Below are 21,986 nucleotides of genomic sequence, written 5' to 3' on the forward strand. Positions count from 1 at the left end.
CGATGGGTGGCGCGCGAGTGACCAGCCGATAGACTCGGGTGGACCACCGGCCCGCCTGGTCGCGTGAGGTCCTCCGCCAACGTGAGGAGAACCAGATGCCCGCAGCAGTCATCATCGGAGCCCAGTGGGGCGACGAGGGCAAGGGGAAGGCCACCGACCTCCTCGGCTCCCGCATCGACTACGTCGTGAAGTTCAACGGCGGCAACAACGCCGGCCACACCGTCGTCGTCGGCGGCGAGAAGTACGCGCTGCACCTGCTGCCCTCCGGCATCCTCACGCCCGGCGTCACGCCGATCATCGGCAACGGCGTGGTCGTCGACCTCGAGGTGCTGTTCCAGGAACTCGACGCGCTGAAGGCCCGCGGCGTCGACACCTCGAAGCTGCTCGTGTCGGCGAACGCCCACCTCATCACGCACTACCACCGCACCATCGACAAGGTGACGGAGCGGTTCCTCGGCAAGCGCCAGATCGGCACCACCGGTCGCGGCATCGGCCCGTCCTACGCCGACAAGATCAACCGCGTCGGCATCCGCGTCCAGGACATCTTCGACGAGAACATCCTGCGGCAGAAGGTCGAAGCGGCCCTCGACCAGAAGAACCACCTGCTCGTCAAGGTCTTCAACCGCCGCGCGATCGACGCCGAAGAAGTGGTCGAGTCGCTGCTGTCCTACGCCGAGCGACTGCGCCCGATGGTCGCGGACACCGCCCTCGAGATCCACCGGGCACTGGAGCGCGGCGACACCGTCCTGTTCGAGGCCGGTCAGGCGACCATGCTCGACGTCGACCACGGCACCTACCCGTTCGTGACGTCGTCGTCGGCGACCGCCGGTGGCGCAGCGACCGGTTCCGGCATCGGCCCGGGCAAGCTCGAGCGCATCATCGGCATCGTCAAGGCGTACACGACCCGCGTCGGTGCCGGTCCGTTCCCGACCGAGCTGTTCGACGAGTCCGGCGAGTTCCTGCGCGCCAACGGCTTCGAGTTCGGCACCACCACGGGCCGTCCGCGCCGCTGTGGTTGGTACGACGCCCCGATCGCCCGGTACACCGCGCGCATCAACGGCGTGACCGACTTCGTGCTGACCAAGCTCGACGTGCTGACCGGGCTCGAGACGATCCCCGTCTGCGTCGCGTACGAGGTCGACGGCGTCCGCGTGGACGAAGTGCCCGTGAACCAGTCGGACTTCCACCACGCGAAGCCCGTGTACGAGGAGTTCCCCGGCTGGACCGAGGACATCACCGGCGCCCGCTCGTTCGACGACCTGCCGAAGAACGCCCAGGACTACGTGCTCGCGGTCGAAGCGATGTCCGGCGCGCGGATCTCCGCGATCGGTGTCGGTCCGGGCCGCGACGCCATCGTCGTCCGGCACGACCTGCTCGGCGCCGGCGCCTGACGATGCGGGTCCTGTTCGTCTGCAGCGGCAACATCTGTCGTTCGCCGCTCGGCGCGCAGGTCCTGACGGCGCGACTCGGCCCGGACGCTGCGGCGTTCGTGGTCGAGTCCGCCGGCACCATCGCCGACGACGGTGCTGCGATGGACGGCGCCGCCGCGGCACAGTCCGTCCGGCTCGGCGGTGACCCGTCGGGGCACGGCTCGCGCTACTTGACGGCCGCGATCGTCGAGGAGGCCGACCTGGTGCTGACGGCCGAACGGTCGCACCGCGCGGCCGTGGTGTCGCTCGCACCCCGGGCCACCAAGCGGGCGTTCACGATCAAGCAGTTCGCGCGGGTGCTCGCGGGGCTCGAGCCCGGTGACCTGGCCGACGTGCACTCGCCCGAGGCCCTGGTCGAACGGGTCGCACGCCTGCGCGGCACCGTCCCGCCGCCGGCCGACCCCGCGGACGACGACGTCGACGACCCTTACCGCCGGTCCGAGGCGACTCACGCTCGCGTCGCCGACGAGATCGACGCCGCGCTCGCGCTGATCGCCGACGCCCTCCGGGCCGCGCTGCGCTGACGCCGCCGGACCGAACTCGCACGGTGCGAGCTCTGTCGTCCGGTGCGAGGTTGGGCGCTCGGTGCGGGGTTGTAGCGGCGCACGGAGCGGTCAACCTCGCACGGGCCGGCGGACACCGCACCGTGCGCCGCAGCCGCGCCACCGCCTGCACCTTTCGATGCAAGTCCGGCAGGTGCATCCCGAAGCCGGTCGTCCCGCGACGCCGCAGTTCCTAGCGTCGTGTGCATGACGAACACCACCGAAGTCCGGCCCACCGCCGGCACCACTCCGCAGGAGCGCGGGGGAGTCAGCGGCGTCATCGCCCGGCACCCGCTCGCGTCGTTCTTCACCCTCGCGCTCGGCCTGAGCTGGCTGGCGTGGATCCCGTACATCCTGTCGCCGCACGGCATGGGCGTGTGGGACCTGCACTTCCCCGAGGTCCTCGGCTCCGCCCAGTTCACCGGCGTGCTGCCCGGAGCGCTGCTCGGCCCGTTGGGCGGCGCGTTCATCGTCACCGCGGTCGCCGACGGCCGTCCGGGGCTGCGTCGCTGGGTCGGTCGGTTGTTCCGTTGGCGGGTCGCCTGGTACTGGTACGCCCTGGCGCTCGTCGTCGTGCCGGCCATGATCGTCGCGTCCGCGCTGCCCTTCGCCGGCGGCGACGTCCGTGCCCCCTCGGCCCTGGCCGTCGCCATGCTCGTGCCCGGCCTGGTCATCCAACTGTTCTCCACCGGCCTGAGCGAGGAGCCCGGCTGGCGCGACTTCGCCCTGCCCCGGCTGCAGCACCGCTTCGGCGGGCTCGGAGCCGCCGCGATCCTCGGTCCGATCTGGGCGCTCTGGCACATGCCGCTCTACCTGAGCGACTGGGGCGGGTGGCCGAACGCACACTGGAGCGAGCCCGTGGTCTTCGCCCTGTTCACGATCACGTTCAACGTCGTGATGATCCAGGTGTTCAACAAGACCGGCGAGAGTCTGCCCCTGGCCCTGCTGCTGCACGTCGGCGTGAACAACACGATCTCGACGCTGTTCCCGGAGATGTACCCGAGCATGACCGCCGGCACGCTGATGCTCGGCCTGACCATCACCTCGACCGTCGCGGCCGCCGTGCTGCTCGTCGTGACCCGCGGCCGCCTGGGCTACGACCCGGCTCGCCGCGCGCTGCCGATCGACGCCCCGGTCCCCGCCCGCACCCGCCTCGTAGGATCACACGATGGCCTCCGCTGACCCGCGCACGCGCACGTCGCGCGACGGCGACCCGCGCACCCGCGACCGCCGCTCCGACGTGCTCGTCGCGCTCGGCACGGCCGTCGTGGCCCTCGGCCTGCTGATCGGCCTGCCGCCGCTCGACGCCCTCGAGCCGGACGGCCCCGCCCTGGCCCTGCGGGTGCCGGCACCGTTCACCGCCGCGTGGACCGTCCTGGCGATCGGCCTGCTGGTCCAGTCCGCCACCCTGCTCGCCGCCCGTCGGGCACCACGGACCGTGCTCGTCGCGGTGTCCGCGCTGCCGGTGCTGTTCGCCGCGCTCGCTCCGCAGTCGCTCGACCTGTTCGGTCTCACCGCCCTGCCGGTGGTCGTCGCCGTGGTCCTCGCCGCCCTCCGCGTCCCGCTCGCACGCCTGTGGCCGACCCTGCTGGTCGCCGGCGCGCTGGTGGCAGCGGGCAGCGCGGTCCTGTCCGGCGCACTCGGCCAGGGCGTCCTGCAGGCCGTCGGCGCCGTCGGGCTCCCGCTCCTGGTCACCCTGCTGGTGCGGTCCCGCCGCGAGGTCCGCGCCGCCCGCACTGCCGAGGCGAGCGCGGTCTTCCGCGAGCAGGACGCCCTGGTCGACGCCGCGGTCTCCCGTGAACGGGCCGCCATGGCCCGCGAGCTCCACGACATCGCCGCCCACCACCTGTCCGGCATCGCCCTGATGGCCGCCGTGATCGACCGGCAGATCGACAGCGACCCTGAGCGCGCGCACGAGGGTGCCCGTCAGGTGCGGGAGCAGAGCACCGCCGTCCTCGACGACCTGCGCCGCCTGGTCGGGCTCCTGCGCGAGGACGTCCCCGCCGAACGTGCGGTCGAGACGGTCGCCGGCATCGTCGACCTGGTCGAGCGTGCCCGGTTCCGCAGCGACGTCCGCCTCGACGTGCTCGCTGGTGACCACCAGCGCGGAGTGCAGGCGCTCGCCGACGGCGTCGGCCCGCTCGCGCAGCTCGCCGCCTACCGGACGGTGCAGGAGGCGCTGGCCAACGCCGCCCTGCACGCCCCGTCCGCCCCGTGCACGGTCACCGTCGACGACCGCGACCCGACCCGGGTGGTGATCCGGGTGGAGAACGCACCGGCCGCCGCTCCGGCAGCGCCGACCTCACCGTCGGGCGGCAACGGCCTGCGGGGGATGCGCGAGCGGGCGGACCTGGTGGGGGCGAGCCTCCAGACCGGTCCCACCGCCACCGGCGGATGGCTGGTGGAGCTGGCGCTCGGACGGGAGGCACCTGCCGCACCCGCGCAGGCCGCCGACGGTGGCGAGGTGGTCGCGTGATCCGCGTGCTGGTGGCGGACGACCAGCCGCTGGTCCGTGCCGGGGTGTCCGCGCTCCTCGGCGCGGAGGCCGACATCGAGGTGGTCGGCGTGGCCGCCGACGGCGGCGAGGCGCTCGCGCTGGCACGCTCGTTGCGGCCCGACGTGGCTTGCCTGGACATCCGGATGCCCGTGATGAACGGCATCGAGCTCGCGCGGTTGTTCTGCGCTCCCGACGCCGACCCGTCGATCCCGGTGCTGATGCTCACGACGTTCGACCTGGACGACTACGTGTTCGGGGCGCTCGAGGCCGGTGCCTCCGGGTTCCTGCTGAAGGACGCCGAGCCGGACACCATCGTCGACGCCGTGCGGCAGGTCGCCGCGGGGAACGGGACACTCGACCAGGCCCTGACGCGGCGGGTGCTCCGCGAGTTCGTGTCGCGGCGGAGCCTGCAGCCGGTGTCGGGGGACCGGGCCGACGGGGTGCTCACCGCCCGCGAACGCGAGGTCCTGCTGCTGCTCGCGCAGGGGATGTCGAACGAGGAGATCGCGGTCGCACTCGTGCTCGAGGTCTCGACCGTGAAGTCGCACCTGGCGCGGATGCTCCCGAAGCTCGGGGTCCGGTCGCGGTTGCAGGCCGTGGTGTGGGCGTACCAGAACCGGATCGTGGCGGTCCCCGAACCGTAGGACGCGCGTGGTGCGTGCCGGGCGTCAGCCGGTGGTGAGCGGCTCGGCGGCGCCGGGGACGACGAGGCGCCAGACGCTGTCGTCGTCCTCGGGGTCGGCCTTCGTCAGGTAGAGGCGGAACGTTCCTCCCGCTGCGAGGACGTCGCCGTCGAGGTACTCGACGGGTTCACCGCTCGTCGTGCACTGGTCCGACGTGCTGACGACCTCGATGGTGGTGCCGGGGTCGTCCCCCTTCGAGGTCGTCGTGACCTCGGCGTCGTAGACGTCGTAGACGCCGCCGATCTCGACGGTGCGATCGGTCTTGGTGACCTGGCCCTCGACCACGAGATCGGCGGATTCGCGGCGCTCGGCCGCGGTCATGGGCACGTAGTCGACGCAGGAACTCACGGAGGTCCCCGGCCCGATGCTCCGGATCCGGCCCTCCGCATCGCACCCCGCGAGCCCGCCGGTGACCACCAGGGCCAGCACCACGACCGGTACGATCCTTCCCCACTGCACGGGATGAGTATCGCTCGCAGGTCGATCGGTGGGAAGTGTCGTGGCCGGATCGTGCTGGTCCGTTTTGCGCGCGATCCCCGTTCGGGGGCTTGGGTGGGACCGGTGTGCCTGGTGGGGTGTATGCATGCACATCGAATCATCGCGCCGGACCTCGGACGATGCTGCCCTCCGATCGGCCGTCGTGGACGGGATGATCACGGCACTGCGGACACGTCCGCTCCACGAGGTGACCCCGGCCGTCGTCGCGGACCACGCCGGCCAGGACGTCGACGTGGTCGAGCGGACGTTCCCCAGCTGGGACGGTCTGCTCCTGGCCACCATCGACCACTGGAACGAGCAGCGCACCGCACCGCTCATGCCACTCGCCGAACGGTTCGGGACGGTGCCGTTCCTGCGTGCGATCGTGACCGCGAACATCGCCGACCCGTCCCTGATGCGCTTCCTCACCGCCACCCTGAACATCGCGGCGTCACCGGAGCACCCGCTCGCGCCGATGTTGCACGCGCGGTGGCGCCGCTTCCACGCCTTCGTGCAGGACTCCCTGCAGCGCGACAGCCTGCTCGGTCGCGAGCCGAGCACCATGGAGCCGTCGCGCGGCGCCGAGCAGCTGCTCGCGACCTACGAGGGACTGCAGCTGCAGTCCATGGTGCGCCCCGAGATGGACCTGCTCGAAGCGTTCGACCGGGCAGTCACCCGGTTGCGCGAGGGATGGTCCCGCGAGTACGTCGCCCCCGTGTGGGACCTCGACCTGGTGAGCTGACCCGGACCTACCACACGCCACGGACCACGGACGCTAGGGCGTCCGAGGGCAGACGCCAGCCGTCTGCACGCGCCGCCGCTCGATTCGGGTTCGAGCGGAAGTGCGCACACCGTGCCGCCGCTCGATTCGGGTTCGAGCGGCGGCACGCACACCGATCACCCACGGGGCACCCGCGACGACGCGGCGCCGGGCGAGGAACACACCACGATGCAGCACCTGACGTTCTCGGTCGCGGCCGAGCCCTTCGACCACGAGGACGCCGTCCGGCTTCGCGCCGCGGCGCGGATCGAGGTCGACCGGATCTACGGCCGCCCGGCCGACCGTGGCCGTCCGCTGACCGAGGCGACCGCCGCCGTGCACGTCATCGCCCGCGACCCCTCCGGTCTGGCACTCGGTAGCGCGTCGCTCAGTGCCGCGGGAGACGGGGTCTTCGAGATCCGGCGGCTGTTCGTCCGACCGGACTCCCGCGGGCAGGGCGTCGGCGACCTGCTGGTGCTCGAACTGCTCGCGCAGGCCGAAGAGCTGCAGGCGCCGGCGGTCGTCGCCGAGTTCGGCGTGCTGCAGCCGCACGCCGCCGCGCTGTTCAGCCGGAACGGGTTCGTGCGGATCCAGCCGTTCGGGCCCTACCGCGACGACCCTGAGTCGGTCTGCTTCTCGCGGGCGTTGTGATCGCCCGTGCCCTCGACCGGGATCTCGAAGAGGTCCGTGTGCCGGTAGTCCTCGGCCCACCCCCGCCGCAGCCGTGACGCCGCACGGTCGAAGGACGCGATGATGTCGAACCCCTCGATGAGGAGCGACTGGATCCGCAGACCGTCGTAGAGCGCGAGGAGCTGCTCGGTGGCACGCGCGGGATCCATGGTGGCCGGTTCGTGACCGACCCGGATGTCCCGCTCGAGTGCTTCCCGGACGGTCCGACGGAACCGGAGGTACAGGGTGCGGTAGTACTCCGCGCCCTCGTGCCCGGGGTCGGTGCTCGAGGCGAGCGTCGAGGCGAGCAGTCGCATCAGCGCCGGTTCCTCCGAGTACGCCACGACCAGCGCGTGCAGGTAGGCGACCGCGCCGTGCGTGTCCGCGATCGGCCGCAGGGGCCGTGACACGGAGCTCGACCACCGGTCGACCGTTGCCGTCAGCAGGCTCTCGCGGGTGGGGAAGTGGGTGCGCAGCTCGTCGACGGTCATCTCGGCCCGGGCGGCGACGGTGTCGACGTCGACCTGCTCGACCCCGGTGTCGTGCAGCGCCGTGATCGTCGCGTTGACGATCCGGGTGCGCAGCTCGATGCCGTCGTCGCCGAGCTGGTTCGTCAGCGGCGCCAGGGGATGCTTCCGGAACCACTCCAGCAGGGCCGTCGCGCGGGACGTCCCGGTGGCGGGGTCGGGCGCATGCCCGTCGGCGAAGAGGTCGAGGAACCCCGGGATCTCCTTGATCAACGGGTCCGCCGGTTGGAACGCCATCGACCACTCCGGGAAGGACCGCGTCGTGACGGTGTCCGCGGCGACCTGGCGCACGTTGGTGTGACGGGGGTCCTGACGGATGCCCTCGAACCGTTCCCGCACGACCTCGTCGTCGCCCTCGATGATGCCGATGCAGTTGCTCCCCTGGTGGGCGAGTATCCCCGTGATGCCCAGCTGCAGGTTCTTCTCGCGACCGACCACCAGGATCTCGGCGAGTTCCTCGTCCGTGACCGGTCGGCTCATCGTGCTCACGTACACCAACGACAGCATGTGGCCCCTGTTCCTCGAAGCGAGCTTGTGTTCCACACAGTGGCGCACACCTGCCCCGATGGCAAGGCGTGCCGATCGCGTCGCGCTCCGCCTGTCGTCTGTGGCCCGTGGCCGGCGCGCAAGGTGGATGGCGCGGTGTCCTGGCGGTGGGCCGCTGCCTACGCTGGAGGAACCGGACACCGACCGGGTCCCGGTCGGTGAAGGTGCTCGGAAGAGGTGGGGCAGTGTCACGGACGAAGTCGTTGCGCCGCGCTGCGTTCAGGTTCCCGTCGCGCAGTGCGCGCGTCGTCGAGTTCGTGTTCCGTCGCCTCGACGCGACCGGGGACTTCTACCCGGACGACGCGATGGAGGGCACGGTGCCCGGCCCGGACCCGGATCGCGTGGTGTTCGTGGGTGAGCGGGGCGAACTGTCGCTCGGCGTCCGCACCCACGAGCTCTCGCTCCCCGCGTTCTTCGCTCGGCACCGGGCAGCACGGACCGCGCGCGGCGTCTCCTGGAAGATGCTCCCCGCACCTTCGGCGAGTGTCCGGGAACTCCCATCCGTCATCGCCGCCCACCGCGAGGACCTGGGGCGGTGCGACCTCGTCGTCGTGTTGGTCGGCATCACGGATGCGCTCCGGGTCCTGCCGACGAGGGTGTGGGAACAACGCGTCCGCGACACGATCGCTGCCCTGCGCGAAGTGGTGCCCGTGGATGCCGAGGTCGTCATCGGTGAGATCCCACCCCTCGACAACGCCGGGAGTCTGTCCCGGCCGGCTCGGCTCGCAGCCGGGGTGCACGGTCGTCGCCTCAACGCGCGGACTCGACTCGTCGTCGAAGCCTGTCCACGGGTGCGCGCAGTCGGGTTCCCGGACGAGCTGACGCGGTCGGTGTGGCGGCCCGAGTCGGACGAGCACCGGTACCGCGACACGTACAAGGTGTGGGGTGGGCACCTCGACGCCCACGTCTGACGGCCGCGTCGCCGGACCGCGATCGCGGGTCATTGCGACAGTTCGCGGTCCAGTCGGTCGAGGAGTGCCTCGAGGGAGACCTCGAACTCCTCGTCGCTGCGGTCCTCGCTCAACAACGTGCGGAGTCGGCGGACCTCCGGTGCGACGTCGAGGGACGTGTTGCCGTCGCCCTCGGGGATGGCGGCGCCTCCTTCGTCGAGCGGTTCCTCGGCTGGGCCTGCTTCGGCACCGCTGACCACTGACTGCAGGAGGAGCTGGCCGAGCAGGAAGCTGCTGAACGCTCGGTACGCGTTGACCGCCTGGGCGTCCGTGAAGCCGTTCCCCGTCAGCGCGGTCAGGAACGTGTTGACGACCTCGACGCTCCGCAGCGGCGGGCGGAGCCAAGGGGCTGCAGGGTGGCGGGTCGCCACCAGCGGGAACGCCTTCGGGTGGTCCGTGGCGATCTGCCGGACGGCATGGGCGACCGTTTGCAGGAACCCTTGCCAGTGTGCTTCCTCGGCCTCGGTGAGCTGCGAGGTGAGATCCCGCATCAGTGAGGCGACGACGCCTTCGAGCAGGTCTTCCTTCCCGTGCACGTAGCGGTACAGGGACATCGCCTCCACGCTGAGCTCCTGCGCGAGTGACCGCATGGACAGTCCCTGGGGACCTGACCGATCGATCTGGCGCAACGCGGTCTCGACGATGAGGTCACGGCTGAGCCTCGGTGCGTTCGTCTCGGAACGGTTCGCCCTCGATCGTGCTGCCACGGCTGATCTCCCTGCCGATCCGCGGTTCGTGGCTGACAACGGGCGCTGCGCCGAGTTCGCGGCCGACAAACCCACGCTATCGCGACTTACGATGTAAGCTCCCGCTGGGCTTACGCCGTAAGTCCACGAGGTGGTGGTCTCCGCCGATCGAGCGGGCCGTGCGCCGCCGTCACCTCGGATCCACTCCGCATCGAACCCCAGGCGACCTGCCGGGGAAGAGGAGCACCACCATGATCGACAGCAGCAGCATCAACGACCTCACGGGCGCCGACGTCTACGGGAGCGACGACGCCAAGATCGGCACGGTCGGCCAGGTCTACGTCGACAACGACACCCAGGCTCCGACCTGGGTGACGGTGCGGACCGGACTCTTCGGCACCTCGGAGTCGTTCGCACCCTTGAACGACGCGACGTTCGAAGCCGGCGCCGTCCACGTCGCCTACGAGAAGTCCTTCGTGAAGGACGCCCCGCGGGTCGACGCCGACGGGGCGCTCAGCGCGGACGAGGAGCAGTCGCTCTACTCCTTCTACGGCAACCCGTCGAGCGCGTCGGCGGATGCGGGTCTGTACGACCAGGGCGCCGACCGGAGCACGGACTCCGCCGACGTCCAGGGACACGACACGTCCGGTCCGACGACGGACGACGCCATGACCCGCTCCGAGGAGCGGCTGCACGTGGGTACCGAGCGGATCGAGTCCGGCCGTGCCCGTCTGCGCAAGCACATCGTCACCGAGCAGGTCACCAAGACCGTGCCCGTCAGCCACGAGGAGGTCACCCTCAGCCGTGAGCCGATCACCGACGCGACCGCCGACGATGCCTTGTCGGGGCCCGCCCTGAGTGAAGAAGAACACGAGGTCGTGCTCACCGAGGAGCGCGTCGTCACCGCCAAGGAGACGGTCCCGGTCGAGCGCGTCCGGCTCGGCACCGAGACCATCGCCGGCGAGCAGGAGGTCACCGAGGACGTCGCGCACGAGGAGATCGTCCTCGACGACACCGCCGTGACCGACGAGACCATCGCGGACCGCGACGCCCGTTCCTGATCGTGCTGGGCGACGGTCGCTCAGCGACAGCCGGACGTCCGTCGCCACCACAGGACGCCTCCTCTGCGCCCTGTCCACCCGACCCTCACCCGAAAGGCTCACCCCATGGACTTCCCCGCCGCTCTGCAGAACGGACTGGCCGCGGTCATCGCGTTCGTCCCGCTCGCGTTGCTCTTCCTGCTCATCCTCGTCGTCGGCCTGATCGTCGCGAAGCTCATCGAGAAGGGGCTCTCGCGTCTCCTCACCAAGGTCGGCTTCGACCGTGCCGTCGAACGCGGGGGCATCAAGAAGGCCCTCGCGAACTCGAAACTCGACGCCTCCGACATCGTGTCGAAGATTATCTACTACACGCTGGTGCTGTTCGTGCTCCAGTTTGCGTTCGGCGTCTTCGGGTCCAACCCGGTGAGTGATCTCCTCGCCGGCATCATCGGGTTCCTGCCGAAGATCATCGTCGCGATCATCATCATCGTGGTCGCCGCGGCGATCGCGGCCGGAGCGAAGGGCCTGATCCAGAACACGCTCGGTGGTCTCTCCTACGGCAAGCTGCTGGGCAACATCGTCGCGGTCTTCATCGTCTTCATCGGAGCGACCGCGGCGTTGAACCAGATCGACGTGGCCACCTCGGTCACCACCCCGCTCCTGATCGCGGTCCTGGCGATCATCGCCGGCGTCGTCATCGTCGGAGCCGGCGGCGGACTCATCAAGCCGATGCAGCACCGCTGGGAGGCGATCCTCGAGAAGGCCGAGGCCGAAGCCCCGAAGATCCAGCAGCACGCCCAGCGTGCGCCGTCCGTCGTCGAGCAGGCAGAAGAGGCTGCCGGGAAGGCCAAGCGAGCTGCCTCGACGACGACCAGTTCCCATCGCTCGAACTGAGCGCGCCCTGTGTGTCGGCCCCGCTCACCATGGGCGGGGCCGAGGGCCATCCCCGCGCTCCCGTGTTCGCTCGGGACCGTGCCCCCAGCATCGGAGAAGACCATGACCTCCCGCCACGCACCGCGCGACGCTCCGGGTGGTGACGACCGGACGGACCAGTTCGACGTGGTCCGACGCGAAGAGCGACTCGTCATCGGCACCGAACGCCACGCCATCGAACGGGTCCGGCTCGAGCGGGTCATCGTCACCGAGCAGCGGACGATCACAGTGGACGTCAGTCACGAGGAGATCCGACTCGTCCGTGAGCCGATCGGCGGCGCGGTACCGGTGTCGGCCGGCACCACGGACACCGTCCCCGAACCGATCGTCGTGGTCCTCCGCGAGGAACAGATCACGGTCTCGACAGCAGTCGTCCCCGTCGAACGCGTCACCCTGACGACCCACACCGTCACGGAGGAGCACCGCGTCGAGGCGGGGCTCCGGCGGGAGGAGATCGACATCGTCACGTCGCACCGTCGGGCCGGAGGAGCTCCACTCCCGTGAGTCGCGTGGGGGACGCGTGAGGGAGTCGGTCGTCCTCAGTCGACGCTGGCTTCGCGGAAGGCGTGCGACACGCGTTCGGTGAAGTGGATGAACACATCCGTGCTCTCCGGCGGCAAGGACTGCCGGAGTGCCCGGCGGTAGGCGGCCCGGAGCGTCCCGACCACCGCGAACCCGTCGGCGCTCAGCTCGATCCGCACGCTCCGGCGGTCGTCCGGGTTGCGGACACGATCGAGCAGGCCTCGCTTGGTCAGACGGTCGAGCAGAGCCGTGACGGCTCCCGTCCCCATCTCCAGGTACCCGCCGAGTTCCTTCGGCGTGCGGTCGTCGTCGACTGCGCCGAGGAACTTCAGCGCGCGGAGGTCGACCGGGTTCAGGTCGTGCGTGACTGCGAGGTGCTGCATCAGGTGCGCGTGCTCGACCTGAGCGCTGTAGAACGCGGCGACCGCCTCGTCCAGCAGACGATCCTGGTCGGCGTCACTCATCGGAGGAGGGCTCGCGCTCATGGTTCCATCTTAGACGAGATCCATTTGGGACAAAAATTGACTTGAACGAATTTGTAGGCGTATGGTTCACCTAGCTCGAAATTCGAGTCAAGTCCCAACCTGAACGGATCTCCTCTCATGCGTCGCCCGAACCGCACCATCGCCCGTGTCGCCACCCTCGCCGTCATCCCGGCTGCCCTGCTCGCCGCCGGTGTCGCCGTGTCCACCGCGTCGTACTCGGCGTTCTCGGCCACCTCGTCGGACGACGCCAACAACTGGTCGATGGGATCGGTGGCGCTGAGCAACGACGCATCGAACGGTGCGCTCTTCGCTGCGTCGAACCTCAAGCCCGGTTCCACCGGGACGAACTGCATCGCCGTCACCTCGACCGGCTCGCTCCCCAGTGCAGTGAAGCTCTACGCCACGAACGTGCAGCAGACCAAGGCGCTGGCCTCGTACGTCACCCTGCAGGTCAAGCAGGGCAGCGGTGGAGGCTACGGCACGTGCAACGGCTTCACCGCGGCGGCCGGGTCCGACGGTCTCCTGTACAACGACTCCCTCGCGTCGTTCGCGTCCACCCGAACGAGCTACGCCACCGGCGTCGGGACGTGGAAGCCCACCGGGGACAAGTCGGAGACCAAGACCTACCAGATCACCTACACCGTCTCGTCGGATGCCCCGGCCTCCCTGATGGGTGCCACCGCGAGCCTCGGGTTCACCTGGGAAGCGCAGAACTCCTGAGCGGCCGGGAGGACACGAGAGGAGGTCGGTCATGCGTCCGTCCGTGTGGGGTCGGTTCGCCGTGGTGCTCGGCGCCCGGGGGATCCTGGCTGCCGTCCTCGGTCTCGTGTTCTGGGCTGTCGCTCCGATGGTCCTCGGCTGGCACACCACCACGGTGATGACCGGCTCCATGGAGCCGTCCCTGCACCCGGGTGACGTCGTGGTGAGCAAGACGGTCACCGCGGGAGAGCTCCGGAAGGGACAGGTGTTGCTCTTCGCCGACCCCGACCACGTCGGCACCCTCCGGCTGCACCGGTTCGACTCCCTCAACAGCGACGGAACCCTCACCACGAAGGGCGACGCGAACCCCTCCGCCGACTCCACACACATCTCCCGGTCCGCGGTCACGGGAGTCGGGTACCTCCGTGTCCCACTCATCGGCACACCCGTCCTCTGGGCTGCGGACCATCGAGCGGGCCCGCTCGTCGCCCTCGGTTCGGCCCTCGTCCTCGTCGCTGGACTCGCCGTCCTGCCGGCCGTCGCAGATCCGAGCAGGACTACGGGGGCGTCCCGACGTGGGCCCCGGCATCGTCAGCAGGACCACCGGCCGTGGGCGGTGGGGGCACTCCTCGTCACTTCTGTCTGCACCGTCGCGGCGCTGGCGGTACCTGCTCCGGCGGCCGCCGCGGCCTTCGCCGCCACCGCCACCGCACCCAGCACGATGGCGACCGTGGCCGCGACCCCGGCCACTGCGCTGACGTGCACGTCGAACACGAACGGGTCGGTCACCATCGGGTGGAGCTACGACGGGGTGGCACCCGAGCGGTTCACCACGGTCATCGACGGCGTCGCGAGCAGCGACACCAGCGCCGGCACCGCCCGATCCACCACGATCAGCTCCTGGGATCTCTTCTCCTTCCGCACCTCCAGTGTCACCGTCCGCGCCGACGTCACCTCGACGTGGACGACGACCTCCGCCAGCAGCGTCCGCATCAGCACCGTCCGCTTCCTCGGACTCGGCCGCACCAGTTGTGCCTGACCCGATCCCGCCCTCGTGGGCGGGAGGTCACGACGTCCGCGAAGGCGCCACGCGGAGCCCGGTGGAGCGCCGCTCGAGATCGGCCAGCGCGCGGATGACCTCCGGATCCCGGTGCCGCCATCGGTCGACGACGTCGACGCCGAGCCGGCCGGCGGCGTTCCGGGTCGTCAGCGCGCGGACGGCGAGCAACTCGGCTCCGTCCGGCTGCTGACCGAGGCGCTGTGTGAGCGTGGCGAGCCGGATGAAGCCGCCGCGGTACCGGATCCAGACCACCACCAGGACGATGATCAGCACCGCGGTCGACGAGGTACCCAGGAGGTGCGCCACGTGCAGCGTCTCCTGCTGCTGTTCTGCTCCGGCAGCCGCGATCCGCTGCGCGCTCTGGCTCGCGTCCTGCAGCGGTGCGCTGACCGACTTGCCGATGAACGGCACCTTCTCGAGTGCCGTTGCGGTGCTGCGCAACTGCTCCTGGAACGCGGTGCCCTGGTCGTGGACACGAGTTCCGATGTCGGCGAGGGCGCTGATCGATGCGGAGACCGCTCGCCCGAGCAGAACCGCGGCGACCATCCCGGCCACCACGACGACATCGAGCAGCACCTGCCCTGCCGTGCGGATCGGACGTGCGTCGTAGAACACCATGGACAGGTCCTACCACTCGCGCGATGCTGTGCCTCTCGGCCATCGGCCCATGTGGAGTCGGCGGGGCCGGCCCCCGTCGTCAGGCACTGGGGATCGTGGGCAGGTCCCAGTAGGCGGGTCGTTCGTAGTGTTCGGTCCAGCCCCGTCGCATGCGCGACGCGGCGCGGTCGAAGGCGTCGACGACGTCGGTGTCCGGTGTGAGGAGCGCCTGCAGGCGGATGCCGTCGTAGAGGGCGAGGAGCTGCTGTGCACCGCGGATCGGATCCATCGTGGCGGGTTCCCGCCCGGCACGGACGTCTTCGGCGAGGGCGGTGCGCACGGTCTCACGGAACTGGAGGTAGGCGGACCGGTAGTAGTCCGCTCCGTCGGTCGACGGGTCGGTCGACGTGGCGAGTGTGGACGCGATCAGGCGCATCAGGGCGGGTTCCTCGGCATGGGCGGCGAGGAGCGCGTGCAGGAACGCGATCGTGCCCTTCTCGGCGGCGAGGGGGAGCAGGGGAGCGGAGACTGCTCGGGTCCACCGCATCACGGTCGCGGCGAGCACGGCGTGCTGCGACGGGAAGAGCCCCAGGACCTCGGGGACGGTCATCCCCGCGCGTTCTGCGACGTCCTCGAGGGTGAACCGGGACGCGCCGCCGGCGTGGACAGCGGTGATCGCGGCGTTCAGGATCCGGGTTCGGGGGATCTCCTCGTCGGCCGCGTCCTGGTTCGTCAAGGGAGCGAGCGGGTGCTTCCGGAACCAGTCGAGCAGCGCACGCGCGCGGGACGCACCGAAGGTGGAGTCGTTGGGGCGGTTGGCGGTGAAGAGGTCGCTGAACCCCGGCACGTCGTGCAGCAACGGGTCGAGCGGCTGGAACGCCATCGACCAGTCCGGGAAGGACCGGTGTCGGATCGGCTCGTTGAGGAGCACTCGGACGTTGGTGTGGCGGGGATCGGCTCGGACCTGATCGAAGCGTTCAGCGACGACGTCGTCGTTGCCCTCGATGATGCCGATGCAGTTGTCGTCGCGGTGTGCGAGCATCCCGGTGACACCGAGGCGGGTGTTCTTCTCCCGGCCGACGGCGAGGATCTGCGCGAGTTCCGAGTCCGTGATCGGTCGGGTCTGCGTGCTGGTGTAGACGAGCGATCGCATGATGGTTTCCCCTCAGGTGCTGACATGACCGGACCGACCACAGCGTGCTCCACCTCGACCGCCGCGGCAACCCCCTGAACGGGAGACGCCGCGGCGACCGCAGTACTCACACGGATGACGTCTTGGTGAGACCGTGCTCCGTCTTCTCCCAGTAGTGGGGTCGGGTGATGAGCTGCCACAGGCCCTTGTAGGCGGCGACCGAGTGCAGCACCCAGTACGCGGGGTTCAGCAACGCCCAGAGCATCAGGTCGAACCGAGCGCGTTTGTACGGCCCCATCATGGTCAGGTAGATCATCGTGGCGTTGCCGAGCAGGAAGTCGAGCACGCACAGCCAGAGCACCGGGGCGGGGAACACCGGGGCCGTCCACGCCGTGGGCAGCACGAAGGTGGCGATCGTCACCGCGATGCCGGGCAGCATGCCGAGGAACGTCAACGGTGTCCCGGCGATGAGCAGCGCGAACGCAGCAGCCCGGCGCAACCCGATCTCCCGCACGAGCGCACGGGGGCGCCGGGCGTGGACGAGGGCGGTCTGCATGTACCCCTTGATCCACCGCGACCGCTGCCGGACGAAGTTCGGGATCGAGGTGTTCGCCTCCTCCATCGTGGTCGAGTTGACGACGGAGACGCGGTACCCGACCGCGGACGCACGGATCCCCAGGTCGGCGTCTTCGGTGACGTTGTAGGGGTCCCAACCACCGAGCTCGCGCAGGAGCTCGGTGCGGAAGTGGTTCGAGGTCCCGCCCAGCGGGATCGGCAGGTTCCGGGCGTCGAGGCCGGCGAGCATGTAGTCGAACCAGTACGAGTACTCCAGCGTGAACATGCGCGTCAGGGCGTTCTCGTCGGCGTTGAAGTAGCTCAGGGCGGCCTGGACGCACACCGTGTCGGTGCCGGCCCGCTCGAACGTGGTGAACACCTTCTTGAGCTGGTCGGGGTCGGGGCGGTCCTCGGCGTCGTAGATGACCACGTACTCGCCGCGGGCGATCGCGAGGCCGACGTTGCAGGCGCGCGGCTTGGTCTGCGGCGCCCCGGGAGGGACGATGACGATCCGCATCCAGGCCGGTGGTTCAGCGTCGAGGACGGCCTGGCGTGTCTCGTGGTCCTCGGCCTCGACGAGGACCAGGACCTCGAGGCGGTCCTTCGGCCAGTCGAGGACCTCGAGGTTGCGGACGAGGTCGCCGACGATGTTCGCCTCGCGGAACACCGGGACCAGGACGGTGTACGTCGGCAGCGTGGTGTCATCGAGCGCGGCGACGTCGGCCGCTGAGACCTGCTCGACGAGGTCGAAGCGCGCGCCGACCATGGAGACCCAGAACTTGAAGACGATGCCGGCCAGGAACCCGAGCGAGAGCACCGCGGTGACGATGGCGGCGGTCGTACCCGGAGCGATCACCAGGCAGCCGGCGAACGCGAGCAGGGCGATGCCGCCGCCGACCTGTTGACCGCGGGACAGCACCGTGCGGGCGGACATGGCCGGGATCGTGCGGGCGAGGTCGTGTGCGGCGAGGTCGGCGACCTCGTCGTCCAGCTCCCACATGATGCGCTGGCGGACCTCGGCCTCATCGACCGTCCGGAGCACGACCGGCTCGCCGAACTCCTCGGTCAAGGCGGCCCGGAGCACATCCGGGTCCGACCGGCCGCTGGTCAGGACGAGGACACCCTCGCGGATCCGTGCGGAGGCGACCCAGCCCTCGTCGACGTGCCGGCGGACCGAGCACCGGTGCGGCGGGCGCCAGTCGGACTCGCCGCCGCGGTGCCGGGCGGTCGTCTCGTCGATCGACGGGGCGTCGGTCTCGCTGGAGACGGCGGACGCACCGGACACGACGGCGGTCATGCGCCCACCGCCGAGACCAGGGCGTGCATCCACTCGGCGACGACCTCGCGTTCGAACGCCGCGGTCCACGCGAGCGGGATCTGGAGGGCGGCGAGCACCATGACGAGAGCGCTCGTGACCCGGCTGCTGACACGCGGGAGGATCGCGATCGCGACGGCGAGCATCGTGACGAACGTGTTGCCGGCGGTGGCGACCGGGATGAGCCCGATCGCGTATCCGGCGAGGATCCCGGCGAACAGCGCGACCACGATGACGATCGCACCGGGTCGGTGCACGAGCAGGGCCAGGAGGCACCCCGCGACGACCATCGCGAGGAGCAACAGCCCGTCGAACGAACCCACCAGGTGCTCGAGGCCGCTCAGCCGGGTGCTGTCGGTGTGCACGGTGTTCCGCAGTGCCGCGAACGGGTCGCGGAGGACGAGCAGGTCGAGCACGGACATCGAGCCGATGACGGCGATGCTCGGGAACACGAGGACGAGCGTGTTCGCTCGGCGGATGCCCGGCTGTCCGTGCCGGGCGAGCTCCAGCAGCGGGGCGGTCAGAGCTGCGATGACGACGTAGACGAGGCCCATCGGGTCGACGAGCGTCGACACCATCAACGACAGGCCGGCACGGAACCCCGCCTGGGTGTCGCCGTACGAGAAGAACCGCACCATGTCGGCGATCGCGAGCGCGAACAGCGCGATGCCGAGGAAGGCCTGCAGGTCGTTGAGGGCGACGAAGGCGTAGAGCGGGTTCGCGCCGAGCGCGATCGTGAAGACGACCACCTTCCGCATCCGGAGACCGCGCCGGAGCATGGCCTGCGCCAGGAGTTGCAGCAGCACGCCGGCTGCGAGGCCGCCGAGGACCGCTGCACCGTGCACGCCGAACGGCAGGAACCGGAGCAGGACGCCGGAGAGCAGCGGGTAGAGCTGACCGACGGCCTGCACGACGCCGCCGTCGAGTGCCGCCGTCGCCCGGTCGAGGGTCGCCTGGTTGCCGGTCAGCTCCAGGATCGGTGTGGTCGGGATCTCGATCGAGAGCACGGCGACCACGACGTAGGGCACGGCGAACGCGAGCCGGAGGAGCCACCGCGTCCACGCGCGGGGGAGCGGCCGGAGCGCCGATCGGTGCGGCGGCTCGGCCGACGACAGGACGGCGCTCAGACGCGGGACGGTGACGGTCATGCGCGCTCCTTCGGGTGGATGCGGACAGTGGAGCCCAGGCACCCATCACAGTCGGAGGACAGACGAATCGGTACACCCAGAACGGGGTACAGGCGAGTCCCCTAAAGTGAGGACCCCTGCGCGTCTCGTGAATGGGGGTGCCGCCGCGTCGAACCCGAATCGACACGCCGGCACCCACCGTGACCGCCCCACCCGAGGGAGGTCACCTTCGCTTGGTGCCAAAGCTCCGCGCGGATCTCGTCCGCAACGGAGTTGCTGACTCGATGACCCAATCAGGCGACGCCCCTCGTTGGTATCCCCCAAACGGGGAACGCGCGTTCTCTGGATGGCAGCGGGGCCGCTCCCGTGGATTTCCGCGTACCTGTGCGCCCGGAGAGCGGCACGTCCGTACCGTCTCGTGAGCTACCCCGCGCCGCTCAGCTGCGGGGGCCCGATCCCTGTTCCGGGCTGGCATCGTCGCGGACCGCCGCGCCGAACCCGACGTCGTCGTAGCGCGAGGGCGCCTGCTCCTCGACCCGAACGAGGAGCAGACGCCCTCGGTCACCGTCCGGTGTCCGACGAGGCGGTCGCAGCTGTCCGGTCTGCGCATCCATGCCTGGCGGGGTACGTGCGCGAGCCGGGACCACAGCGGCCGCCCGGTACAACGACACGATGACCACTTCTGCCCGCACCCCGCTCGGCGTCACGCTCGTCGACGGCGGCGCCAACGTCGCACTCTTCTCCAGCACCGCGGAGCGCGTCGAGTTCTGCACGTTCGACGACGACGGGAACGAACACCGCACCGAGCTGCAGCACCGCACCGGCTACACCTTCCACGACATCGTCCCCGGCGTCGCCGTCGGCACCCGCTACGGCTTCCGCGTGCACGGCGCGTGGGACCCGGCCAAGGGCCTGCGCCACAACGGCGCCAAGCTCCTGCTCGACCCGTACGCCACGGCGGTCGACGGCTCGTACGAGTGGGGCCAGGCTCTGTTCGGCCACGACATGAACGACCCCGAGACCCGCGACGACACCGACTCCGCCGCCGCGATGCCGAAGTCGGTCGTCGCCGACCGCTCGTTCGACTGGGGCGACGACGTCCGTCCCTCGACCAGTCTGGCCGACACCGTCTTCTACGAGGTCCACGTCAAGGGCTTCACGAAGCAGCACCCGGACGTCCCCGAGGCGATCCGCGGCACCTACGCCGGCATGGCGCACCCGGCGGCGATCCAGCACCTGGTCGATCTCGGCGTCACGGCCGTCGAGCTGCTCCCCACGCACCAGTTCGTCCAGGACTCGACCCTTGCCGACAAGGGGCTCCGCAACTACTGGGGTTACAACTCCATCGGGTTCTTCGCACCGCACGACGAGTACTCGTCCAGCGGCACCGCCGGCGAGCAGGTCGCCGAGTTCAAGGAGATGGTCAAGGCCCTGCACGCCGCGGGGCTCGAGGTCATCATGGACGTCGTCCACAACCACACCGCCGAGGGCAACCACATGGGCCCGACGTTGTCGTTCAAGGGCATCGACAACGAGTCGTACTACCGCCTCGTCGAGGGTGACGAGGCCAACTACTTCGACACCACCGGCACCGGCAACTCGCTCAACGTCGGCCATCCGGCGGCGCTCGGGCTCATCATGGACTCGCTGCGCTACTGGGTCGAGGAGATGCACGTCGACGGCTTCCGCTTCGACCTGGCGACGACGCTGACGCGACAGGACGGCGAGGCCGAGAAGCATTCAGCGTTCCTCGACATCGTCCACCAGGACCCGGTGCTCCGTCGGGTCAAGATGATCGCCGAGCCGTGGGACACCGCGGGGTACCAGGTCGGCGGGTTCCCGGCCGACTGGTCCGAGTGGAACGGCAAGTACCGCGACGACCTCCGTGCCTTCTGGCGCGGCGACGAGGGGGCGCTCGGTGACGCCGTCCAGCGTGTCCTCGGCAGCCCGGACGTGTACGAGGGGTCCCGCCGCTCGCCGCTGTGCTCGGTCGACTTCGTCACGGCACACGACGGCTTCACCCTGGCGGACCTGACCTCGTACGCCGAGAAGCACAACGAGGCGAACGGCGAGGACAACAACGACGGCGAGAGCGACAACGCCTCGTTCAACGGCGGCGTCGAGGGGCCTACGGACGACGCCGGCGTCAACGCGTACCGCGATCGACAGCGCCGGAACTTCCTCGGCACCCTGCTGCTGTCGGCCGGTGTGCCGATGATCCTCGGCGGCGACGAGATCGCTCGGTCCCAGGGCGGCAACAACAACGCCTACTGCCAGGACGACGAGATCTCGTGGTTCGACTGGGAAGCGGCCGACCGGGACCTGCTCGCGTTCACGACCGCGGCCATCGCGTTCCGGGCGCAGCACCGTTCCCTGCGTCCGGAGTGGTACCGCACGGCACCCGGTGACTCCGACTCGACCGTCTCGGTGCTCCGCGCCGACAACGCCGGCTTCGAGGACGCGGACTGGGCCGACGGCGGCAACCGGGCGGTGATGCTCGTCCTCGAACAGGGCGACGACACCGTCGCGGTCCTGCTCAACGCCTCGGACACGACCGTCGAGTTCACGCTGCCCGCGAAGCCGGGTGGCGGCGACTGGCAGCTCGGGTTGTCCAGCGACCCGCAGCAGCAGGTCGCTGCCGGAGCCGCAACTGTGCTCATCCGCGACGCGTCCTTCTCCGCCCTGTCCTGACACCGACAGGTCATCGGCGATCGGCTCGTCCGGGCCGATCGCCGGTGACCTGTACGTTCGACC

At 70.2% G+C, this 21,986-nt stretch carries 22 protein-coding genes; 14 read left to right on the plus strand and 8 right to left on the minus strand.

What is annotated here, in order from left to right; translation table 11 throughout:
• Window positions 1-95 precede the first annotated feature (95 nt).
• The 5 genes from GVL05_RS12835 (at window position 96) to GVL05_RS12855 (ending at window position 5,113) form a co-directional block, all read left to right on the plus strand.
• Complete coding sequence (locus GVL05_RS12835) at window positions 96-1,391, plus strand: adenylosuccinate synthase (protein WP_111086193.1); 1,296 nt, start codon at window positions 96-98, stop codon at window positions 1,389-1,391.
• Between the two features lie 2 nt (window positions 1,392-1,393).
• A complete protein-coding gene (locus GVL05_RS12840) occupies window positions 1,394-1,954 on the plus strand; it encodes a low molecular weight phosphatase family protein (protein ID WP_131847040.1) in 561 nt (186 codons plus the stop codon).
• A gap of 225 nt (window positions 1,955-2,179) precedes the next feature.
• Window positions 2,180-3,154, plus strand: coding sequence for a type II CAAX endopeptidase family protein (locus GVL05_RS12845; protein WP_159573350.1), 975 nt, complete (start codon window positions 2,180-2,182; stop codon window positions 3,152-3,154).
• Window positions 3,141-4,448, plus strand: a complete 1,308-nt coding sequence (locus tag GVL05_RS12850; RefSeq protein WP_159573351.1) for a sensor histidine kinase — start codon at window positions 3,141-3,143, stop codon at window positions 4,446-4,448. Before GVL05_RS12845 ends, GVL05_RS12850 begins: the two co-directional genes overlap by 14 nt.
• On the plus strand, window positions 4,445-5,113 hold the full coding sequence (locus GVL05_RS12855; protein ID WP_159573352.1) for a response regulator transcription factor: 669 nt from the start codon (window positions 4,445-4,447) through the stop codon (window positions 5,111-5,113). Before GVL05_RS12850 ends, GVL05_RS12855 begins: the two co-directional genes overlap by 4 nt.
• Window positions 5,114-5,137: 24 nt before the next feature.
• Here the strand turns inward: GVL05_RS12855 and GVL05_RS12860 are convergent, their stop codons facing one another.
• Window positions 5,138-5,584 carry a hypothetical protein gene (locus tag GVL05_RS12860; protein ID WP_235035969.1) on the minus strand — a complete coding sequence of 149 codons (447 nt, stop codon included), beginning with the start codon at window positions 5,582-5,584 and terminating at the stop codon, window positions 5,138-5,140.
• A gap of 151 nt (window positions 5,585-5,735) precedes the next feature.
• Here GVL05_RS12860 and GVL05_RS12865 point away from each other — a divergent pair, with 151 nt between their 5' ends.
• Both GVL05_RS12865 and GVL05_RS12870 read left to right on the plus strand, forming a co-directional pair.
• Window positions 5,736-6,371 carry a TetR/AcrR family transcriptional regulator gene (locus GVL05_RS12865; RefSeq protein ID WP_131881141.1) on the plus strand — a complete coding sequence of 212 codons (636 nt, stop codon included), beginning with the start codon at window positions 5,736-5,738 and terminating at the stop codon, window positions 6,369-6,371.
• Window positions 6,372-6,578: 207 nt separating this feature from the next.
• Window positions 6,579-7,040, plus strand: coding sequence for a GNAT family N-acetyltransferase (locus tag GVL05_RS12870; protein WP_131881139.1), 462 nt, complete (start codon window positions 6,579-6,581; stop codon window positions 7,038-7,040).
• Here GVL05_RS12870 and GVL05_RS12875 read toward each other — a convergent pair.
• Window positions 6,995-8,092 carry a BLUF domain-containing protein gene (locus GVL05_RS12875; protein WP_131881137.1) on the minus strand — a complete coding sequence of 366 codons (1,098 nt, stop codon included), beginning with the start codon at window positions 8,090-8,092 and terminating at the stop codon, window positions 6,995-6,997. The genes GVL05_RS12870 and GVL05_RS12875 overlap by 46 nt on opposite strands.
• Before the next feature lie 224 nt (window positions 8,093-8,316).
• On the opposite strand from GVL05_RS12875, the gene GVL05_RS12880 reads away from it, so the two are divergent.
• Complete coding sequence (locus GVL05_RS12880) at window positions 8,317-9,042, plus strand: hypothetical protein (protein ID WP_131881135.1); 726 nt, start codon at window positions 8,317-8,319, stop codon at window positions 9,040-9,042.
• A gap of 29 nt (window positions 9,043-9,071) precedes the next feature.
• On the opposite strand, the gene GVL05_RS12885 is transcribed toward GVL05_RS12880, so the two are convergent.
• Complete coding sequence (locus GVL05_RS12885; protein ID WP_159573355.1) at window positions 9,072-9,788, minus strand: TetR/AcrR family transcriptional regulator C-terminal domain-containing protein; 717 nt, start codon at window positions 9,786-9,788, stop codon at window positions 9,072-9,074.
• 230 nt (window positions 9,789-10,018) lie between these two features.
• Between GVL05_RS12885 and GVL05_RS12890 the strand changes: the two genes are divergently transcribed.
• From GVL05_RS12890 to GVL05_RS12900, 3 genes are all read left to right on the plus strand, one after another.
• Window positions 10,019-10,828, plus strand: coding sequence for a DUF2382 domain-containing protein (locus GVL05_RS12890; RefSeq protein WP_131881133.1), 810 nt, complete (start codon window positions 10,019-10,021; stop codon window positions 10,826-10,828).
• A gap of 105 nt (window positions 10,829-10,933) precedes the next feature.
• Window positions 10,934-11,701 (plus strand): hypothetical protein, encoded by a 768-nt coding sequence (locus GVL05_RS12895; protein ID WP_131881131.1) that lies wholly within the window; start codon window positions 10,934-10,936, stop codon window positions 11,699-11,701.
• 102 nt (window positions 11,702-11,803) lie between these two features.
• Window positions 11,804-12,244, plus strand: coding sequence for a YsnF/AvaK domain-containing protein (locus GVL05_RS12900; RefSeq protein ID WP_133937439.1), 441 nt, complete (start codon window positions 11,804-11,806; stop codon window positions 12,242-12,244).
• 35 nt (window positions 12,245-12,279) lie between these two features.
• Here GVL05_RS12900 and GVL05_RS12905 read toward each other — a convergent pair whose 3' ends face one another.
• A complete protein-coding gene (locus GVL05_RS12905; protein WP_228504484.1) occupies window positions 12,280-12,747 on the minus strand; it encodes a MarR family winged helix-turn-helix transcriptional regulator in 468 nt (155 codons plus the stop codon).
• A gap of 117 nt (window positions 12,748-12,864) precedes the next feature.
• On the opposite strand from GVL05_RS12905, the gene GVL05_RS12910 reads away from it, so the two are divergent.
• Both GVL05_RS12910 and GVL05_RS12915 read left to right on the plus strand, forming a co-directional pair.
• Window positions 12,865-13,467 carry a hypothetical protein gene (locus GVL05_RS12910; RefSeq protein WP_111086138.1) on the plus strand — a complete coding sequence of 201 codons (603 nt, stop codon included), beginning with the start codon at window positions 12,865-12,867 and terminating at the stop codon, window positions 13,465-13,467.
• A gap of 31 nt (window positions 13,468-13,498) precedes the next feature.
• Entirely contained in the window at window positions 13,499-14,485 is a 987-nt protein-coding gene (locus GVL05_RS12915; RefSeq protein WP_159573356.1) for a signal peptidase I, read from the plus strand.
• A gap of 27 nt (window positions 14,486-14,512) precedes the next feature.
• Here GVL05_RS12915 and GVL05_RS12920 read toward each other — a convergent pair whose 3' ends face one another.
• The 4 genes from GVL05_RS12920 to GVL05_RS12935 all read right to left on the minus strand — a co-directional run bounded on the left by GVL05_RS12920 (window position 14,513) and on the right by GVL05_RS12935 (window position 19,253).
• On the minus strand, window positions 14,513-15,124 hold the full coding sequence (locus GVL05_RS12920) for a hypothetical protein (protein ID WP_131880649.1): 612 nt from the start codon (window positions 15,122-15,124) through the stop codon (window positions 14,513-14,515).
• A 79-nt stretch (window positions 15,125-15,203) separates the two neighbouring features.
• The gene (locus tag GVL05_RS12925) at window positions 15,204-16,256 is read right to left on the minus strand and encodes a BLUF domain-containing protein (protein WP_131880651.1); all 1,053 of its coding nucleotides are present in this window, start codon (window positions 16,254-16,256) and stop codon (window positions 15,204-15,206) included.
• A 106-nt stretch (window positions 16,257-16,362) separates the two neighbouring features.
• Window positions 16,363-18,087, minus strand: coding sequence for a glycosyltransferase (locus GVL05_RS12930; RefSeq protein ID WP_131880653.1), 1,725 nt, complete (start codon window positions 18,085-18,087; stop codon window positions 16,363-16,365).
• Window positions 18,084-19,253, minus strand: a complete 1,170-nt coding sequence (locus tag GVL05_RS12935) for a hypothetical protein (protein WP_131880655.1) — start codon at window positions 19,251-19,253, stop codon at window positions 18,084-18,086. Before GVL05_RS12935 ends, GVL05_RS12930 begins: the two co-directional genes overlap by 4 nt.
• Before the next feature lie 651 nt (window positions 19,254-19,904).
• Here GVL05_RS12935 and glgX point away from each other — a divergent pair.
• Window positions 19,905-21,923, plus strand: coding sequence for a glycogen debranching protein GlgX (glgX, locus tag GVL05_RS12940; protein WP_159573357.1), 2,019 nt, complete (start codon window positions 19,905-19,907; stop codon window positions 21,921-21,923).
• The last annotated feature ends 63 nt before the right edge of the window (window positions 21,924-21,986 follow it).

It is taken from the genome of Curtobacterium sp. 18060, assembly GCF_902706105.1.
Lineage (GTDB): Bacteria > Actinomycetota > Actinomycetes > Actinomycetales > Microbacteriaceae > Curtobacterium.

Coding starts and splice junctions, on each gene's coding strand:
- GVL05_RS12845 (WP_159573350.1), top strand. CDS start 2,180: ATGACGAACACCACCGAAGTCCGGCCCACCGCCGGCACCACTCCGCAG.
- GVL05_RS12935 (WP_131880655.1), bottom strand. CDS start 19,253: ATGACCGTCACCGTCCCGCGTCTGAGCGCCGTCCTGTCGTCGGCCGAG.
- GVL05_RS12930 (WP_131880653.1), bottom strand. CDS start 18,087: ATGACCGCCGTCGTGTCCGGTGCGTCCGCCGTCTCCAGCGAGACCGAC.
- GVL05_RS12925 (WP_131880651.1), bottom strand. CDS start 16,256: ATGCGATCGCTCGTCTACACCAGCACGCAGACCCGACCGATCACGGAC.
- GVL05_RS12895 (WP_131881131.1), top strand. CDS start 10,934: ATGGACTTCCCCGCCGCTCTGCAGAACGGACTGGCCGCGGTCATCGCG.
- GVL05_RS12910 (WP_111086138.1), top strand. CDS start 12,865: ATGCGTCGCCCGAACCGCACCATCGCCCGTGTCGCCACCCTCGCCGTC.
- GVL05_RS12840 (WP_131847040.1), top strand. CDS start 1,394: ATGCGGGTCCTGTTCGTCTGCAGCGGCAACATCTGTCGTTCGCCGCTC.
- GVL05_RS12835 (WP_111086193.1), top strand. CDS start 96: ATGCCCGCAGCAGTCATCATCGGAGCCCAGTGGGGCGACGAGGGCAAG.
- GVL05_RS12915 (WP_159573356.1), top strand. CDS start 13,499: ATGCGTCCGTCCGTGTGGGGTCGGTTCGCCGTGGTGCTCGGCGCCCGG.
- glgX (WP_159573357.1), top strand. CDS start 19,905: ATGACCACTTCTGCCCGCACCCCGCTCGGCGTCACGCTCGTCGACGGC.
- GVL05_RS12865 (WP_131881141.1), top strand. CDS start 5,736: ATGCACATCGAATCATCGCGCCGGACCTCGGACGATGCTGCCCTCCGA.
- GVL05_RS12920 (WP_131880649.1), bottom strand. CDS start 15,124: ATGGTGTTCTACGACGCACGTCCGATCCGCACGGCAGGGCAGGTGCTG.
- GVL05_RS12890 (WP_131881133.1), top strand. CDS start 10,019: ATGATCGACAGCAGCAGCATCAACGACCTCACGGGCGCCGACGTCTAC.
- GVL05_RS12875 (WP_131881137.1), bottom strand. CDS start 8,092: ATGCTGTCGTTGGTGTACGTGAGCACGATGAGCCGACCGGTCACGGAC.
- GVL05_RS12905 (WP_228504484.1), bottom strand. CDS start 12,747: ATGAGCGCGAGCCCTCCTCCGATGAGTGACGCCGACCAGGATCGTCTG.
- GVL05_RS12850 (WP_159573351.1), top strand. CDS start 3,141: ATGGCCTCCGCTGACCCGCGCACGCGCACGTCGCGCGACGGCGACCCG.
- GVL05_RS12900 (WP_133937439.1), top strand. CDS start 11,804: ATGACCTCCCGCCACGCACCGCGCGACGCTCCGGGTGGTGACGACCGG.
- GVL05_RS12870 (WP_131881139.1), top strand. CDS start 6,579: ATGCAGCACCTGACGTTCTCGGTCGCGGCCGAGCCCTTCGACCACGAG.